Below are 16,915 nucleotides of genomic sequence, written 5' to 3'. Positions count from 1 at the left end.
CCCTGGGGTCGTGCGCACCTTGACCACGCACGTCGGCGGCAATGCTGCCGGCGGGCTGTTGGGACTGCCGCGGGCAACCACCCGCTACACCGTGCGCCGAGTCCACGTCCCGATGCGCGACGGCATCGGACTGGTTGCCGACCACTACGCACCGCTCACGTCGAGCCCCGCTGGCACCGTGCTGGTCCGGGGACCCTATGGACGTCGGCTGCCGTTTTCGTTGATATTTGGCAGGCTGTACGCCGCCCGCGGCTACCACGTCGTGCTGCAAAGCGTGCGCGGGACGTTCGGGTCAGGCGGCGTGTTCGAGCCAATGATCAACGAGGCCGCCGACGGCGCCGACACCGTGACCTGGCTGCGTCAACAGCCCTGGTTCACCGGACGGTTCGGCACCGTCGGACTGTCCTACCTGGGGTTCACCCAGTGGGCGCTGCTGCACGATCCGCCGCCGGAACTGGCCGCGGCGGTCATCACCGCGGCTCCGCACGATTTCCACGCCTCGGTGTGGGATACCGGCTCGTTCACCATCAACGATTTTCTGGGCTGGAGCGATCTGATTTCGCACCAGGAGGATCGGCGGCGCATCCGCAGCGGCATCCGCCAGCTGCGGGCGCGGCGGAAGGTGGCACGCGCAGCCGGCGACGTTCCGCTGGGTGCTGCAGCCAGGACCCTGCTTGGCACGGGTGCTCCGTGGTTCGAATCGTGGGTCGAACACTGCGACCACAACGATCCGTTCTGGACGCAGATGCGGCTGCACGCCGCGCTGGACCGCGTTGAGGTGCCGGTGTTGCTGGTAGGTGGCTGGCAAGACATATTCCTGCGGCAAACACTGCAGCAGTACCGGCAGCTGCGCGACCGCGACGTCCATGTCGCGCTGACGATCGGGCCCTGGACACACACTCAGATGCTCACCAAGGGACTGGCCATCAACGCTCGGGAATCGTTGGCTTGGCTGGACACTCACCTGGGCGAGGCGCCGGCCCGACGCAGGCGCAGCACGGTCCGGGTTTTCGTCGCCGGCCAGGGCTGGCGCAACCTACCTGATTGGCCGCCCGCTACCACTGACCGCGTGCTGTATCTGGCGCCAGGCGGCCGCCTCAGCGAGACCGCGCCGGTCCCGCGGCGGACGCCGGCGACATTTCGCTGTGACCCCGCCGACCCGACACCGACCACCGGCGGTCCAATGCTGTTGCCGTCCGGTGGTTATCGCGACGACAGCCGCCTGGCGCTGCGCGACGACGTGCTCGCCTACACCGGCGCCCCCCTCACCCAGGATCTGTACGTGTACGGAAACCCGGTAGTCGAGTTGGCGCACTCTTCGGACAATCCCAACGTCGACCTGTTCGTCCGGGTGAGCGAGGTCGACGCCAAGGGCCGGTCACGCAACGTCAGCGACAGCTACCGGCGGCTGAGCCCCGCGCAGCACGTGCCGGACTTGCAGAATCTGGTCAGCATCGAACTCGACGCGATCGCCCACCGCTTTAGTGCCGGATCACGCATCCGGGTCCTAGTAGCCGGCAGCTGGTTCCCCCGCTACGCGCGCAACCTCGGCACGCAAGAACCGATGCTGGCGGCCCGGCAGCTGACACCGGCCACCCATGCGGTGCATTTCGGCCCCTCCCGGCTGGTGCTTCCCATCGGCCAGCGCGACCCGTCAGCCGACCGCGTCACGGACCCGGTCGGCGACGCCGGTTAGCGCGGCGTCGGCGTGCACGGGTGTCCCCAATGCTGGGTGCACCGGCAGCTGCACCCAGCTGGTGCAGCCCGCGTACTCGGGGGCGCGGGTGAGTCGCACCGGCTCGACCAAGGGAATCGCGGATACCACCAGCACCGCGAGTTTGTGTTTGGGCCGGAAGTCCAGCCGGTCGGTGCGGACCGACTCGGCGGTCCAGATGTGCAGATCCGCAATCCCCCCGAGACCATCGGGCCGGTTAACCGGCAGTGCGGCAACAACTTTCGCTGCAGCCCGCACTACAAGATGCTCGTCGGTGCTGTCGGCGGCCGCAGCTGCCAGTAAGTCTTGATGCTCGGGCCGGACCCGCTCCGCATGGCTGTGGGCGACCGTCGGAAACAGCAAGAACTCCTGGGCCGCCACCTCGAAGCGCTTTTCCCGAATACCGCCCTTGCGTAGCAGCACACGCTGACGACCATCCAGCAGTGCGTGCACCACCGCGCTCCACTCCTTCAGCGCAGGCGTCACTGCGATCCCGCGAGCCGGGCGATGACTTCGGGGCGGCGCAATGGCGGCACGGTCTTCGGCGGCTGGCGCCGCGGCGGCAGCGCACCCAGCAATCGCGTCGTCGTCACGGTGACCTCGGCGACCGCCGCCTCGAACGCCTCGGCATTCGCCGCTGACGGGTGGGTGATGCCGCTGACCTTGCGCACATACTGACGCGCTGCCGCCGCGATCTCTTCCGCCGTGGCCGCGGGCTGCAACCCGCGCAGTTCGGTGATGTTCCGGCACATGCCTACCACGATAGGTGCGGGATCGCTTCGGTACAGCCCACCAGATATAAACCACGGCGAGGATCCTCCCGCCCCCTGACCGACGCCGAGACCGACGATGGCGTCGACGTCGTCATCGTCACCGGCGCGGATCCGGTGTCTTGCGCCGGGCTGGATCTCAAAGAGCTGGACGGACATTCGACGCTGCCCGACATCTCGCCGCCCGGCGAATGCGGACTGGTGCACGTCTGTGACGGTGCGCGACCATCACGATCGGGGCGAAGCCGTCCATAGACCGCCGCGTTCCGACGACGAGGTCGGCGGGTAGACTGCGCGATCCATGGGACGCAACGAGCGAGGCGTGACTCGCCAGGAAGACGACTTCTCCGCCTGGTACAACGAGGTCGTCGCGAAGGCAGGACTGGTCGATCGAGGGCCCGCCAAGGGAACCATGGTGATTCGCCCGTACGGCTACCGAATTTGGGAGCTGTTGCAGGCCGAGCTTGATGGCATGATCAAGGAACTCGGGCACGAAAATGCCTACTTCCCGATGCTGATCCCGGAAAGCTACTTCAACCGGGAAGCCGAACATGTCGAAGGGTTCAACCCGGAACTGGCGGTCGTCACCCATGCCGGCGGCAAGGAGCTCGCCGAGCCACTTGTGATCCGTCCCACCTCCGAAACCGTCATCGGCGACATGATGGCCAAATGGATCACCTCCCACCGCGACCTACCGCTGCGGTTGAACCAGTGGGCGAATGTAGTCCGTTGGGAACTTCGGCCGCGAATGCTGCTGCGCACGACCGAGTTTCTGTGGCAAGAAGCTCACTCGGCGCACGCCGAGAAGTCCGATGCCCTCCGCGAAACTTTGCTCGCGCTGGACATCTACACCACGTTGGCTCGTGACATGGCCGCCATTCCGGTTGTTCCCGGGGAGAAGACCGCCGGGGAGCGGTTCGCCGGTGCGCTCAACACCTACACCATCGAAGCGATGATGCGCGACGGGAAGGCGTTGCAATCCGGGACCACCCATTACTTGGGCGACAACTTCGCCCGGGCTTTCGACATCCGCTACACCACCGCCGAAGAACAACAAGCATTCGTGCATACGACGTCTTTTGGGCTAAGTACCCGGATGGTCGGGGCTATCGTGATGGTCCACGGCGATGACAAGGGCCTCGTTCTCCCGCCCCGAGTGGCCCCCTACCAAGTTGTCATCGTGCCAATCACTAGCGGCAACAAGGCATCCGAGGTCGAACATGCCGCCGCGGACCTGGCGCGACGCCTGCAAGCCGCCGGGGTTCGCACACATGTGGATGCGCGTCCCCAGCTGACGCCCGGCTGGAAGTACAACGACTGGGAGCTCCGCGGGGTACCGATCCGCCTCGAACTCGGCCCCCGCGACCTCGAAGCCGGAACCACGGTCATGGTCAGGCGCATCGGTGAGAAAGCCAAACAACCCATTTCCATCGCAGCTGCCCCGACCGAAATCCCCGGCGTCCTCGACGAGTTCCAACGCGACATGCTGAAGCGTGCCACCCAATTCCGGGACGATCACACCACACTGGTCGACAACTGGGACGCTTTCGCAATGACCGTCACCACCGGATGGGCACTTGCCCTGCATTGCGGCAACCCGCAGTGCGAAGACGACATCAAAGCCGAAACAGCGGCCACCCCCCGATGCATACCTCAGCAAGGCGCCCCCGCTACCGGACGCTGCATACGCTGCGACGCGCCATCTGCTTACGACAAGCGAGTCATCTTCGCGCGAGCCTACTGATCGGCGGCCCTGCCAGCATCACGTCGTTAGCCAAACGCTGCCCGCAGTGCGGTCACCACATCATCGATCGGGCCCGTGGTCGAATAGCCGGCGGCCAGCCGGTGGCCACCGCCACCGAACCCAGACGCAACCGCCGCCAGATCCACGGCGGTCTTGGCTCGCATCGACACCGACCACCGTTGCGGGTCGACCTCCTTGAACACCACCGCCACCTCGGCCTGCTGGGTGGTGCGCACGATGTCGACGATGCTCTCGACCTCCTCTGGGCGTGAACTCACCCAGTCCTGGTTGTCGACGACCGCGTAGACCAGGCCGCGACCGCCGACCGCGTCGGGCAGCAACTGCGCGGAGCCCAGCACCCGCGACAGCAGCGGCAGCCAGGCAAACGGATGGCTGTCGATCAGTGTTCGGCTCACCGCGGCGTTATCCACGCCGATGTCGACCAGCCGAGCCGCTAGTCGCAGGGCGCGCGCGCTGCCCCAGCGGAATGACCCGGTGTCCGTCGTCAGCCCGGCGTAGATGCAGTGTGCGACCTCGGGCTCGATCGGCTTGCCCCACGCGTCGAGAAGTTCAGCAACCAACATTGTGGTGGAATCCGCCGACGAATCGACGAAATTCGCGGTGCCGAACATGTCGTTGGATGCGTGGTGATCAATGACCAGCAGCTGCTGAGTCGGGGTAGCGAAGTCACTGAGCCTGCCAAGCCGATTGACACTCGGAACGTCAACGGTCACAACCAAATCGACATCGCGGCGCATCATGTCGGGGCTCACCAGCAGGTGGCAGCCGGGCAGCGACCGCAGCGACTCCGGCAGCGCCTCCGGTGCGGCGAAACTGACTTCGACCTGCTTGCCGCACCTGTCCAACACCAGGGCCAGGGCCAGTCCGGCGCCGATGGTATCTGCGTCGGGATGAATGTGACAGATCACCCCGATCGTCGTCGCGGCCGACAGCAACTCAGCTGCGCCGACGGCATCCACAGGTGCCCGCGTGAGCGCGGCACCGACCAGCTCAGTCTTCGGTTCGATCGTCGTCATCGGTGTCCTCAATATCGACCCCGTCCAGTCCCGCCGCCGACCCCTTGTCACGGTACGGATCGGCCTCCCCCGCCGGCTTGGCGCGCAGGCGGACCTGCGCCACATCGGCATCCGCGGCGCGTGCGCGCGCCAGCAACTCTTCCATCCGCGCCACGCTGTCAGACGTCGTGTCCCGGGTGAACATCAGGGTCGGAGTGAAGCGCACACCGGTACCTGCCCCGACCTTGCTGCGCAGCGTGCCCTTGGCCCGGTCCAGCGCAGCGGCGGCGGCAGCGTAGTCGGGCTCGGCGTCCAGCGTGCGCCCCATCACCGTGTAAAACACCGTCGCGTCGTGCAGGTCCGCGGTCACCTTCGCATCGACGATGGTCACCCCGTCCAGCCCCGGATCCTTGATCTCGAACTCAATGGCCGAGGCGACGATCGTGCAGATCCGCTTGGCCAGCCGACGCGCACGAGCCTGATCAGCCACGAAGGACGTTCCTACGCACGTCAGATGGCCTTCTTCACTTCGTTCATCAGGCGCGTGCCTTCTCTACCAGTTCGTAGGACTCGATGACATCACCCTCCTTGATATCCGAGTAGCCCAACGTCATACCGCACTCGAAGCCCTCGCGCACCTCGGTCACGTCATCCTTTTCCCGACGCAGCGAAGTCACCGTGAGGTTGTCGGTGACCACGATGTTGTCTCGCAGCAGCCGGGCCTTGGCGTTGCGCCGCACCACACCCGAGCTGATCATGCAGCCGGCGATGATGCCGACCTTCGAGGAACGGAACAGCGCCCGGATCTCGGCACGACCCAGCTGGTTCTCCTCGTAAATCGGTTTGAGCATGCCACGCAGGGCCTTTTCGATCTCGTCGATCGCTTGGTAGATCACCGAGTAGTAGCGGATCTCCACGCCCTCGCGGTTGGCCAGCTCGGTGGCTTTGCCTTCGGCGCGCACGTTGAAGCCGATGATGATCGCATCCGAGGCCGACGCCAAGTTGACGTTGGTCTCGGTGATGCCGCCGACGCCGCGGTCGATGACACGCAGCGCGACCTCGTCGTCGACCTGGATGCCCATCAGCGCCTCTTCCAGCGCCTCGACCGTACCGGCGTTGTCGCCCTTGAGGATCAGGTTCAGCTGGCTGGTTTCCTTCAGCGCCGAGTCCAGGTCCTCCAGGCTGATCCGCTTGCGCGAACGCGCCGCCAGGGCGTTGCGCTTGCGGGCGCTGCGCCGGTCGGCGATCTGGCGGGCGATGCGGTCCTCGTCGACGACCAGGAAGTTGTCACCGGCGCCGGGCACCGACGTGAACCCGATGACCTGCACCGGACGCGACGGCAGCGCCGCCTCAACGTCCTCACCGTGTTCGTCGACCATGCGGCGGACCCGGCCGTACGCGTCGCCGGCGACGACCGAGTCGCCGACGCGCAGCGTGCCGCGTTGCACCAGCACCGTGGCGACCGGACCCCGACCGCGGTCCAAGTGCGCCTCGATCGCCACACCCTGGGCCTCCATGTCGGGGTTGGCTCGCAAGTCCAAGGCGGCATCGGCGGTCAGCAGCACCGCCTCGAGCAGGGCCTCGATGTTGGTGCCCACCTTCGCCGAGATGTCGACGAACATGGTGTCGCCACCGAAATCCTCTGCCACCAAACCGTATTCGGTGAGCTGGCCGCGGATCTTGGCCGGGTCGGCACCTTCCTTGTCGATCTTGTTGACCGCCACCACGATCGGCACGTCAGCGGCCTGCGCATGGTTGATGGCCTCCACCGTCTGCGGCATCACGCCGTCGTCGGCGGCGACCACCAGGATCGCGATGTCGGTGGCCTTGGCGCCGCGGGCACGCATGGCGGTGAACGCCTCGTGACCCGGGGTGTCGATGAAGGTGATCAGCCGCTCGCTGCCGTCGAGGCCGACTCCGACCTGGTAAGCACCGATGTGCTGGGTGATGCCGCCGGCCTCGGCTTCGCGGACGTTGGCCTTGCGGATGGTGTCCAGCAGGCGGGTCTTGCCGTGGTCGACGTGGCCCATCACGGTCACGACCGGCGGACGTGTCTGCAGTTCGTCCTCGCCGCCCTGGTCCTCGCCGTAGGTGAGGTCGAAGGATTCCAGCAGCTCGCGGTCTTCGTCCTCGGGGCTAACGACCTGAACGTTGTAGTTCATTTCGCTGCCCAGCAACTCGAGCGTCTCGTCGCCCACCGACTGGGTGGCCGTCACCATCTCGCCGAGATTGAACAGTGCCTGCACCAGTGCAGCCGGGTTGGCGTCGATCTTTTCGGCGAAATCCGAGAGGGATGCTCCGCGCGCCAATCGGATCGTCTCACCGTTGCCGTGCGGTAACCGCACACCACCGACGACCGGCGCCTGCATGTTTTCGTACTCGGCGCGTTTTGCACGCTTGGACTTGCGACCGCGCCGAGGCGCACCGCCCGGACGGCCAAACGCGCCGGCCGCACCGCCGCGCTGCCCGGGCCGACCACCACCACCGCCGCCGCCAGGGCCGCCGCCACCGGGACGACCCGAAAACCTCCCGGGCCGCCGCCCGGTGCGGCGCCTACGCTCCCGCCGCGGTAGTTACCGCCACCCGCGTCGGCACGACCGCCACCGGGACCGCCGGCCGGCCCCACCGGGTCGGGGCGCGCCGGTACGTGGTGGACGGGGTCCACCAGATGCACCTGCGGGGCGCGGCGGCATGCTGCTCGGCGAGGCGCCTGGGCGTGGCGCCCSGGCCGGGCCGCTCCGGGGCGGGGCGCCACCGGACGCGGGATAGGCCGGTCGACAGGTTGCGCCGACGAGAACGGGTTGTTGCCGACGCGTGGGGGACGAACCCCCGGCTTGGGTGCCGGCCCGGGGCGCGGTCCGGCCGACGTCCCCGGAGGGGGCGCCGCTGGGCTGGCCTGTTGGCCGGAATCTGCGCTGTCGGCTGCCCCGAAGGCGGCACCGACGGCCGTCCCGCGGGCGACGCGGGTGCCTCGCGGGGCGCCGTTGGGGGGCCTGGCCAGCCGCCGTGGGCGCCACCGCCGCGGAATCAGCGGCCGGTGCCGACGCAGCAGTCGCCGCGCCGTTGCCGGCGACCTTTTCAATCGCTTTGTCGAGGGCCCGGTCAAGGGTTCGGTCGAGCGACTCGTCGAGGCGTTTGGCCGGGGCTTTTGCGGCCACCTTTTCGGCGCCCTTATCCGCGGCCGGTTTGCTGCCGCCAAACGATTCGCGGAGCCGGCGAGCGACCGGTGCCTCGACCGTCGACGATGCGGACTTGACGAATTCGCCCTGCTCATTCAGCCGGGCGAGGACTTCTTTGCTGGTAACACCGAGTTCCTTAGCCAACTCGTGTACGCGGGCCTTACCTGCCACTACATCTCCTGTCTATGAGGCGACAGTGGTGGGCCGCGCCTCGGGTATTAGCTGTAACGCATCGCGATGGGGGTCATCGGGACTTCACGGTGTGCTCATATTCTTTGCTACCTGTTCTGTTGCCGGGACGATCGGGCGCACTGAGAAACTCTATGTGCTCGACCACCGCGGATGTGTCCGGTGAACCGGCGATGCGCAGCGCCCTGGTGAAAGCCCGCCGCCGAATCGCTTGTTGCACGCACTGCCTGTTGGGATGCAACCACGCGCCCCGCCCTGGAAGGCTACTCGCTATGTCAACGATCACGGCATAACTGCCGTTCCCGGTTGACACCGCAACCACCCGAAGCAGTTCGACGGCCAGCTCTCGCTTTCGGCACCCGACACACGTCCGCACCGGTCCATCGGTGTGGTGATGGGCCGAAGCCGAAGGCTCACGCTGGATCACGGCTCAGTCTAGCGTTACCGCGCCGTTGGTCAGAACCACCCGGGCTGCGCTCGAACCAAATTGCCCAGCCCGCCCCCTGGCCGCTGCGCTAGGTTAATGGGCCACCCCATGGCTGGCATTCTGTTCGGGCTGGCCCGCCGAGCGCGGCGGCGCATCACCGCGAATGTCGATACGCCACCCGGTAAGCCGGGCGGCTAGCCGCGCGTTCTGCCCTTCCTTGCCGATGGCCAGCGACAACTGAAAGTCGGGAACCACCACGCGGGCCGCCCGGGCAGTCTGATCGATAACCGACACCGAGACCACCTTCGCGGGTGACAACGCGTTGGCGACGAAACGGGCCGGGTCTTCGTCGTAGTCGATGATGTCGATCTTCTCGCCGGAAAGCTCGCTCATCACGTTGCGGACCCGTTGGCCCATCGGACCGATACAGGCCCCTTTGGCATTCAAGCCCGGAACGTGGGAGGTCACCGCGATCTTGGACCGGTGGCCGGCCTCCCGGGCCACCGCCACGATCTCCACCGAGCCGTCGGCGATCTCCGGGACTTCCAACGAGAAGAGTTTGCGTACCAGGTTGGGGTGGGTGCGAGACAAGGTGATCAACGGCTCCCGCGCCCCGCGAGTCACCCCGACTACGTAGCACCGCAGCCGGTTGCCATGCTCGTAGCTCTCGCCGGGGACCTGTTCAGCTGCCGGGATCACACCTTCGGAGGCCTTGGTCTCGCTGCCCATCCGGACCACGACTAGTCCACGGGCATTAGCCCGGCTGTCGCGCTGGATCACACCCGCGACAATCTCACCCTCGCGGGTGGAAAACTCGCCGTAAGTGCGCTCATTTTCGGCGTCGCGAAATCGTTGCAGCATTACCTGGCGCGCGGTAGTAGCCGCGATACGGCCAAAACCCTCCGGCGTGTCATCCCATTCACTGATGACATTGCCGTCGTCATCGACCTCGCGGGCGATCACCCGCACGACGCCGGTTTTGCGGTCGATGTCGATACGCGCATCCATCTGGTGACCCTGGGTATGCCGGTAGGCGGTCAGCAGGGCAGACCTGATCGTGTCGAGCAACTCATTGACCGAGATACCCCGATCCACCTCGATGGCATGTAGCGCGGCCATGTCGATGTTCATCAGCGCCGCTCCTCTTCATCGCTCTTTCGCTCTGCATCGTCGCCGGCGCGGTTCATGCTCCGGCCTCCGTTCTGCGGGCCTGCCCCCTGACCACCCCAGTCGCTAGTTCCAACTCCGCTTGTGTAGGTGGTGAAAACTCCACCTGGACAACAGCTTTCACGATTTCAACAAGCGGGATCGCGCGCACCACCCAGTCGCGGCCTTCGCGGACCACCAACGCCACCGTGTCGCCGCACGTCTGCCCGACTCGACCGGTCAGCTGCGATCCGTCCGACAAGGCCAGTTCAACCTTGCGGCCGCGGGCGCGGCGGAAGTGTTTCTCACTGGTCAGCGGTCGTTCCACACCGGGCGAGCTGACCTCGAGGACGTAGCGGTCCGCGATGTTATCCAGGCCGTCCAGTAAGGCCGATGCCGAACGCGACAGGGTGGCTATGGTGTCCAGATCGAGGGCTGTGTCACCGTCGGCAATCACGGTAATCCGGGGCGGTTGGGACCGAGCGTCGATGACCACGTCCTCGATCTCGTAACCGGCACGCGCGAACTCTCCACCGAGCAGCTCGATTACCTGTGTCTGCGAAGGTAGCCCGGTGCTCACGGCGAGCTCCTCATCTTGAGTTGTCGGCGGAATCCAATGGCCAACGATACGCCAGGAATCGTGAATAACGACGTGATCGTGTCGTCAAGGTCACCTCATCGTGCCTCATCGTGCCTGCGCCGGTCCCAATGGCAGGATGTTGGGCGTGCGCAGCGCAGTACCCGTCATCAACAGGCGCGGTGTGCTCGCCGGTGGTGCCGCTCTCGCTGTGCTTGGGGTGTGCGTCTCCGCCTGCAGCGAGTCCCCGTCCAAGACCCCAGGGGTTGAAGAGCTACTAGGTCCGTTGGACCAGGCCAGACGCGATAGCGCGCTGGCCTCCGCCGCCGCGGCGGCCGTCGGCAACCCGCCGCAGATCGCTGCCGCGCTGGCCGTAGTCGCCACCCAACGCGCCGCGCATGCCCGCGCACTGGCCACCGAGATCTCCCGGGCCACCGGCAAGCTCGCCACCTCCCCGAGCGAGACGACCAGCACTGGCCCCAGCCCAACCGGCCCGCCGCCGGAACCACCACCACCGCCACCGGTATCGGACGTGATCGATGCGCTGCGCACCTCAGCGGAGGGTGCCAGTCGCCTCGTCGCCACCTCATCGGGCTACCGGGCGGGCCTGCTGGCCTCCATAGCCGCTTCCTGCATGGCGTCCTACATGGTTGCGCTGGTTCCCGGAGGTCCTTCGATATGACCTCCATTGAGCCCAACGCACCCACCCCGGTCGCGACACCCAAGCGCACCCCGGTTGGTAAGGACTCCGACAACGCCGCGCTGAGCGAAGCGCTTGCCGTCGAGCACTCGACCATTTACGGCTACGGCATCGTGTCGGCGCTATCGCCCCCGAGTGTCAACAACCTGGTGGTGGACGCCCTGACCCAGCATCGCCAACGTCGCGACGATGTCATCGCGATGCTGACCGCCCGACGAATCACTCCTCCAGTCGCCGCCTCCGGCTACCAGTTGCCCATGCTGGTCGGCAGCGCGGCTGATGCAGCGCGCCTGGCCGCGCGGATGGAGAACGACGCAGCGACAGCCTGGCGGGCCGTCACCGAGCATGCCGAGACCGCCGATGACCGCGCGTTCGCCGCGACGGCCCTAGCCCAGAGCGCGGTCATGGCCGCCCGATGGAACAAAGTGCTGGGCGCCTGGCCCATCACCACCGCCTTCCCGGGCGGCAACGAATAGCGCCGGCTGGCGATCCGACGGCGGCCTACAGCTCGCCGGCGTCGATCGCTTCCTTGACCTCCTGCGCGTGGGCGACCTGCTCGGGGGTGTACCCAATGAGCACCGCTGCGCCGCCGACGATGACGGCCGCTCCGGCCACCCACAGCAGGCCGTAGGTGTAGCCGTGGTCAAGTGCATGCAGCTGCGCGTCGTTCATGAACTTCACCGGGCCGGTGGTGCCGCCCAGGTACAGCGTGCGCGAGGTGATCACCGCCTGAATGACGGCCAGCACGAGGGGCCCGCCGAGGCTTTGCAGCATTAGCGCGATCGCCGACACCGGGCCGATCCGGTCGAAACCTACGCCGGCGATGGCCGACAGGGTCAGCGGGACGACGGCCATGCCGATGCCGATGCCACCAACGACGATGGGCGCCAACAGGTTGGGGAAGTAGGGAACGCCACGGTTCATGAACGCCCAGCCGTACAGCATCGCGACCACCAGCAGCCAGCCACCACCGATCGTCAACACCCGTGGCGAAAACCGGGACACCAGTTGTGAGGACACGCCCAGGCCGATTCCCATCGCGATGACGAACGGGATAAAGCCGACGCCCGCGCGCAGCGCGCTGTAGCCCAAGATGTCCTGCACGTAGAGGCCGATGGACACGGTCAGGCTGAACATGACGCCACCGGCCAGGAAGATCGCGATGAAGGTGACCAGCCGGTTGCGGTCGCGGAACAGGTCAAACGGTACGACGGGGCTTTCGGCGGTACGTTCCACGACGGCAAAGGCGATAGCGGCGGCCAATGCCACCACGCCCGAACCGATCGTGGTCAGCGAAATCCAACCCCTCTCCGGTCCCATCGAGAAGGCGAAAACGGCGGCGGTGCAAGCCAGCGTGGCCAGAATGGCCCCGGCCGCGTCCAGCTTCATCCGTTCCTTGTTGGTCTCCTGCAAAGCGGTGCGGGCCAGATAGATCATCACCAACCCGATCGGCACGTTCACCAGAAACGCCAGCCGCCACGACACCTCGGTCAGCGCACCGCCGACCACCAGGCCCATCACCGAGCCGATTGCCGTCATCGCGGCGAACACCGCCGTGGCGGCATTGCGCGCTGGGCCCTTCGAGAAGGTGGTCGCGACCAGCGCGAGACCGGTCGGCGATGCAATAGCCGACCCGATGCCCTGCAATAGCCGAGCGATGACCAAGGTCGCTTCGTCCCAGGCCACGGCGCACAGCACCGAGGAGATGGTGAACAGCGCGACGCCGACGATGAACGTGCGCTTGCGCCCGATGGTGTCGCCGAGGCGGCCGCCGAGCAACATCAGCCCGCCGAAGGTCAGCACGTAGGCGGTGATCACCCAGCTACGGCCGGCGTCGGACAGGCTCAGCTCGTTTTGGATCTTGGGAAGCGCGACGATGGCGACGGTGCTGTCCATGGTCGCCAAGAGCTGCATGCCACCGATCGCGATGACCGCTGCGATAAAACGACCGGAGGGCAGCCACGTCGGGTACTTGCTCGCACGTTCTGAGGCGGGCTCCGCCTGGCGCGTCGGTCGCGACGGGGCCGGACGATCCGAGCGGGCAGCTGTCCAGTTGTGGACTGCCCGCTCATGGTCGTTGAGAGCCGTCATAGCGGGTTACCCTACAGTAATCTTAAGAATTGTTTAAACGCCGAATGCCGCTGAGCCCCACTACGGCCCCAATGACGATAATCGCCGGAGGTCGGATCCCTTCTGCGCGGACCTTTTCCGGCGTGTCGGCAAGGGTAGCCCGCAATGTCTGTTGAGCGGCCGTCGTGCCATGTTGAACCACCAGCACCGGCGTATCCGCAGGTCGGCCACCCTTGAGCAGGACATCGACGAATAGCTCGATACGTTCGACCGCCATCAGCAAAACTATGGTGCCCGACAATGCAGCCAGTGCATTCCAATTCACTAACGATTCGGGATGATCGGGCGCGAGATGCCCGCTGACGACCACGAACTCGTGATTTATTGCCCGGTGGGTAACCGGAACGCCGGCCAGTGCGGGCACTGCTATGGCGCTGGTCACACCCGGCACCACAGTCACCGGGATTCCGGCGTCGGCGCACGCCAAGACTTCCTCATAGCCGCGAGCGAAGACAAACGGGTCGCCCCCCTTGAGGCGGACCACAAAACGCCCGGATCGGGCTCGTTCAATCATGACGTCGTTGATTGCGTCCTGGGCCATGGCCCGGCCGTACGGGATCTTGGCGGCGTCGATGACTTCCACGTGCGGCGGCAGCTCGGCGAGCAGTTCGGGCGGAGCAAGCCGATCGGCGACCACGACATCGGCCTGGGCTAGCAACCGGCGGCCGCGCACGGTAATCAACTCAGGATCACCAGGGCCCCCGCCGATCAGTGCTACCCCACCGGGCACGACGTCGGAGCTTGCGGAGTCTTCGAGGGTAATCAGCCCTCGTTGCAGCGCCTCGCGGATGGCCGACCGGATCGCTGCCGACCGGCGGTGCTCGCCGCCGGCCAGCACGCCTACCGACAATCCCGTGTAGTGAAACGACGCCGGCGTCACTGCGGTCCCTTCGACAGCAATATCGGCGCGAACGCAAAAGATTCGACGGCGATCGGCCTCGGCGACCACTGCCGCATTCACCTGGGCGTCGTCGGTGGCTGCGATCGCGTACCAGGCGCCGTCGAGGTCGCCGTCGCGGTATTCCCGCGCCAACAAAGTGATTCCGTCCATCGCCTCGACGGCGGGGGTCACGGTACGGGAGATGACATGCACGTCTGCGCCGCTGGCGATAAGCAGGGGTAACCGGCGCTGGGCGACCGTGCCTCCGCCGATCACTACGACCTTCTTACCTGTCAGCCGCAAGCCGACCAGGTAGGGGTTCTCGGTCACCCGCCAAGCTTAGGACCCGGCGTGTGCGACGAACCGCGCCACCGCGTCCGGCGTGGCCGCCGGATGAGTATGCAGGTACGACGCGTGCACGCCGGCGTGCACCACGCCATCGCGCATGGTGTCTACTTCGTCAACCCGGTACACCCATGCGGGCTGATAACTATCGGTGAATGTGACCGCAGTTCGGTGGAATTCATGCCCAACCACTCGCTGGCCGACGGAATACAGCGATGATTCGGCCACCGCCACGGCGTCGCGATATCCCAATTGCAGGCTCGGCGTGAACCGTGCCGACCCGGCCAGCACACCGCACATCGGGTGTCCGTCGAGTTCGGAGACCAGGTAGATCAGGCCCGCGCATTCGGCATGCACTGGAGCGCCGGCGGCGGCCAGCTCTTTGATTTGGTGACGGACGACGTCGTTGGCGGCGAGCTCCGCAGTGAACTGCTCGGGGAACCCGCCGGGCAGCAGCACCGCGTCCGTACCGTCCGGCAACGGATCACTGAGCGGGTCGAATTCGACCACTTCAGCGCCGGCGGCCCGCAGCAGCTCGGCGTGCTCTGGGTAGCCGAAACTGAATGCCTTTCCCGTTGCCATTGCCACGGTGGCACACCCGCCCGATGTTGCCCCCACCGCCGCCGCCGGATCCCACGGCCGATCGGTGGCCCGGCACCCGGCGACGGCAAACACAGCGGCCAGATCGACGTGGCGAGCGACCAGGGCGGTCATCGCCTCGACCGCGAGGTACGCACGACGGCCGTACTCGACGGCGGTGACCAGACCCAGATGCCTTGTCGGCAGCTCCAATTCAGCGGCGCGTGGGATGGCACCCAGCACTGCGACACCGGCCTGCTCACATGCCTGCCGCAGCACCTGCTCGTGCCTGGCCGACCCAACCCTGTTGAGGATCACACCGGCGACTCTGGTTGTGGTATCAAACGTGGAAAAGCCGTGCAACAGCGCAGCAATGCTGTGGCTCTGGCCGCGCGCATCGACCACCAGGATCACCGGGGCGCCCAGCAGACCGGCGACGTGTGCGGTGGACCCAGCCGGCGGCGTGGTAGCTCCGGCGTAGCCCGCAGAAAGAACAATGCGTCCGTCGAACAGACCCATCACGCCCTCGATCACGGCGATGTCCGCGCCACCGGCGCCATGGGCGTACAACGGGCCAATCAGCTGCTCCCCCACTAATACCGGGTCCAGATTGCGGCCGGGGCGGGATGCGGCCACGGCGTGGTAGCCAGGGTCGATGAAGTCCGGGCCCACCTTAAACGGCGCGACAGCGTGGCCTGCCTGCCGCAGCGCTCCGATCAAACCCGTTGCGACTGTGGTCTTTCCGCTGCCAGATGCGGGGGCGGCGACGACCACTGCGGGGACCGGCGTCACCTTGTGACCTCATGCCGCGAGCGTGCGCAGAATGACACGCCGCACGGCGTGTCGCGGTACCGACACGCACGCTCGCGAGGTGAACGGGGCGCGCTCACCACTCGATGCCCTTCTGCCCCTTGCGTCCGGCGTCCATCGGGTGCTTCACCTTAGCCATCTCGGTCACCAGATCGGCGGCCTCGACAAGCCGCGGCGGGGCATCGCGTCCGGTGATCACCACATGCTGCTGACCAGGACGAGCCAACAACACGTCCACCACCTCATCGACGTCGACCCAGCCCCAGTTCAGCGGATAGGTGAACTCGTCCAACACATAGAAGTCGTGGCGTTGCACCGCCAGCCGGCGCGAGATCTCTGCCCAGCCGTCCGCTGCGGCCTCCGCGTGTTCGAGGTCGCTGCCTACCTTGCGCGACGTACGCGTCCAGGACCAGCCGGCACCCATTTTGTGCCATTCGACGGCCCCACCGAGCCCGTGCTGGTCGTGCAGCTGGCCGAGCTGACGAAAGGCCGCCTCCTCGCCGACTTTCCACTTGGTGCTCTTAACGAACTGGAAGACGACGACGTTTAGCCCACTATTCCAGGCCCGCAACGCCATTCCGAACGCCGCCGTCGACTTGCCCTTGCCGGCACCGGTATGCACTGCCAGTACTGGCGTGTTGCGCCGGGCCCGGGTGGTGAGACCGTCGTCGGGGACTCGGAGCGGACGACCCTGTGGCATAAGCGCGTC

15 protein-coding genes and 2 pseudogenes are annotated in these 16,915 nt (G+C 66.5%); 5 read left to right on the top strand and 12 right to left on the bottom strand.

Going from position 1 to position 16,915, the window contains the following annotated elements:
- Positions 1–10 precede the first annotated feature (10 nt).
- Positions 11–1,696: a CocE/NonD family hydrolase gene (locus B586_RS07340; RefSeq protein ID WP_054880309.1), complete on the top strand. Its 1,686-nt coding sequence runs from the start codon at positions 11–13 to the stop codon at positions 1,694–1,696.
- Here B586_RS07340 and B586_RS07335 read toward each other — a convergent pair.
- Positions 1,655–2,200, bottom strand: a complete 546-nt coding sequence (locus B586_RS07335; RefSeq protein WP_054880310.1) for a DUF1802 family protein — start codon at positions 2,198–2,200, stop codon at positions 1,655–1,657. The two genes, B586_RS07340 and B586_RS07335, sit on opposite strands and share 42 nt — an antisense overlap.
- Complete coding sequence (locus tag B586_RS07330) at positions 2,197–2,466, bottom strand: DUF2277 family protein (RefSeq protein WP_047315513.1); 270 nt, start codon at positions 2,464–2,466, stop codon at positions 2,197–2,199. The genes B586_RS07335 and B586_RS07330 overlap by 4 nt, the downstream gene beginning before the upstream one ends.
- Positions 2,467–2,541: 75 nt before the next feature.
- Between B586_RS07330 and B586_RS19950 the strand changes: the two are divergent.
- Together B586_RS19950 and proS are read left to right on the top strand one after the other, a co-directional pair.
- Positions 2,542–2,667 (top strand): annotated as a pseudogene (locus B586_RS19950) (enoyl-CoA hydratase); the annotation flags it as partial.
- A 118-nt stretch (positions 2,668–2,785) separates the two neighbouring features.
- Positions 2,786–4,228, top strand: coding sequence for a proline--tRNA ligase (proS, locus tag B586_RS07325; RefSeq protein ID WP_047315433.1), 1,443 nt, complete (start codon positions 2,786–2,788; stop codon positions 4,226–4,228).
- Positions 4,229–4,254: 26 nt separating this feature from the next.
- Here proS and B586_RS07320 read toward each other — a convergent pair whose 3' ends face one another.
- The 6 genes and pseudogenes from B586_RS07320 to rimP all read right to left on the bottom strand — a co-directional run bounded on the left by B586_RS07320 (position 4,255) and on the right by rimP (position 10,765).
- Complete coding sequence (locus B586_RS07320; protein WP_054880311.1) at positions 4,255–5,265, bottom strand: DHH family phosphoesterase; 1,011 nt, start codon at positions 5,263–5,265, stop codon at positions 4,255–4,257.
- On the bottom strand, positions 5,240–5,734 hold the full coding sequence (rbfA, locus tag B586_RS07315) for a 30S ribosome-binding factor RbfA (RefSeq protein WP_047315435.1): 495 nt from the start codon (positions 5,732–5,734) through the stop codon (positions 5,240–5,242). The genes B586_RS07320 and rbfA overlap by 26 nt, the downstream gene beginning before the upstream one ends.
- Positions 5,735–5,780: 46 nt before the next feature.
- Positions 5,781–8,594, bottom strand: a pseudogene (gene infB / locus B586_RS07310) (translation initiation factor IF-2).
- Between the two features lie 73 nt (positions 8,595–8,667).
- The gene (locus B586_RS07300; protein WP_418001129.1) at positions 8,668–8,925 is read right to left on the bottom strand and encodes a YlxR family protein; all 258 of its coding nucleotides are present in this window, start codon (positions 8,923–8,925) and stop codon (positions 8,668–8,670) included.
- A 207-nt stretch (positions 8,926–9,132) separates the two neighbouring features.
- Complete coding sequence (nusA, locus tag B586_RS07295; protein WP_047315437.1) at positions 9,133–10,170, bottom strand: transcription termination factor NusA; 1,038 nt, start codon at positions 10,168–10,170, stop codon at positions 9,133–9,135.
- Positions 10,171–10,222: 52 nt separating this feature from the next.
- Complete coding sequence (gene rimP / locus B586_RS07290) at positions 10,223–10,765, bottom strand: ribosome maturation factor RimP (protein ID WP_047315438.1); 543 nt, start codon at positions 10,763–10,765, stop codon at positions 10,223–10,225.
- Positions 10,766–10,910: 145 nt separating this feature from the next.
- Between rimP and B586_RS07285 the strand changes: the two genes are divergently transcribed.
- Positions 10,911–11,444, top strand: a complete 534-nt coding sequence (locus B586_RS07285; RefSeq protein WP_418001128.1) for a hypothetical protein — start codon at positions 10,911–10,913, stop codon at positions 11,442–11,444.
- Positions 11,441–11,938 (top strand): ferritin-like domain-containing protein, encoded by a 498-nt coding sequence (locus B586_RS07280; protein ID WP_047315440.1) that lies wholly within the window; start codon positions 11,441–11,443, stop codon positions 11,936–11,938. The genes B586_RS07285 and B586_RS07280 overlap by 4 nt, the downstream gene beginning before the upstream one ends.
- 25 nt (positions 11,939–11,963) lie before the next feature.
- Here B586_RS07280 and B586_RS07275 read toward each other — a convergent pair whose 3' ends face one another.
- The 4 genes from B586_RS07275 to cobO form a co-directional block, all read right to left on the bottom strand.
- Positions 11,964–13,553: an MFS transporter gene (locus tag B586_RS07275; protein ID WP_047315441.1), complete on the bottom strand. Its 1,590-nt coding sequence runs from the start codon at positions 13,551–13,553 to the stop codon at positions 11,964–11,966.
- Between the two features lie 22 nt (positions 13,554–13,575).
- Positions 13,576–14,802 carry a uroporphyrinogen-III C-methyltransferase gene (gene cobA, locus B586_RS07270; RefSeq protein WP_054880315.1) on the bottom strand — a complete coding sequence of 409 codons (1,227 nt, stop codon included), beginning with the start codon at positions 14,800–14,802 and terminating at the stop codon, positions 13,576–13,578.
- Between the two features lie 9 nt (positions 14,803–14,811).
- A complete protein-coding gene (locus B586_RS07265) occupies positions 14,812–16,188 on the bottom strand; it encodes a cobyrinate a,c-diamide synthase (protein ID WP_082607555.1) in 1,377 nt (458 codons plus the stop codon).
- Positions 16,189–16,282: 94 nt separating this feature from the next.
- The gene (cobO, locus tag B586_RS07260) at positions 16,283–16,906 is read right to left on the bottom strand and encodes a cob(I)yrinic acid a,c-diamide adenosyltransferase (protein WP_047315443.1); all 624 of its coding nucleotides are present in this window, start codon (positions 16,904–16,906) and stop codon (positions 16,283–16,285) included.
- Between the last annotated feature and the right edge of the window lie 9 nt (positions 16,907–16,915).

The sequence above is a fragment of the Mycobacterium haemophilum DSM 44634 genome (genome assembly GCF_000340435.2).
Taxonomy (GTDB): domain Bacteria; phylum Actinomycetota; class Actinomycetes; order Mycobacteriales; family Mycobacteriaceae; genus Mycobacterium; species Mycobacterium haemophilum.
This window is presented reverse-complemented; position numbering and strand designations above follow the sequence as displayed.

Coding starts and splice junctions, on each gene's coding strand:
- B586_RS07330 (WP_047315513.1), bottom strand. CDS start 2,466: ATGTGCCGGAACATCACCGAACTGCGCGGGTTGCAGCCCGCGGCCACG.
- proS (WP_047315433.1), top strand. CDS start 2,786: ATGGGACGCAACGAGCGAGGCGTGACTCGCCAGGAAGACGACTTCTCC.
- B586_RS07320 (WP_054880311.1), bottom strand. CDS start 5,265: ATGACGACGATCGAACCGAAGACTGAGCTGGTCGGTGCCGCGCTCACG.
- nusA (WP_047315437.1), bottom strand. CDS start 10,170: ATGAACATCGACATGGCCGCGCTACATGCCATCGAGGTGGATCGGGGT.
- B586_RS07280 (WP_047315440.1), top strand. CDS start 11,441: ATGACCTCCATTGAGCCCAACGCACCCACCCCGGTCGCGACACCCAAG.
- B586_RS07275 (WP_047315441.1), bottom strand. CDS start 13,553: ATGACGGCTCTCAACGACCATGAGCGGGCAGTCCACAACTGGACAGCT.
- cobO (WP_047315443.1), bottom strand. CDS start 16,906: ATGCCACAGGGTCGTCCGCTCCGAGTCCCCGACGACGGTCTCACCACC.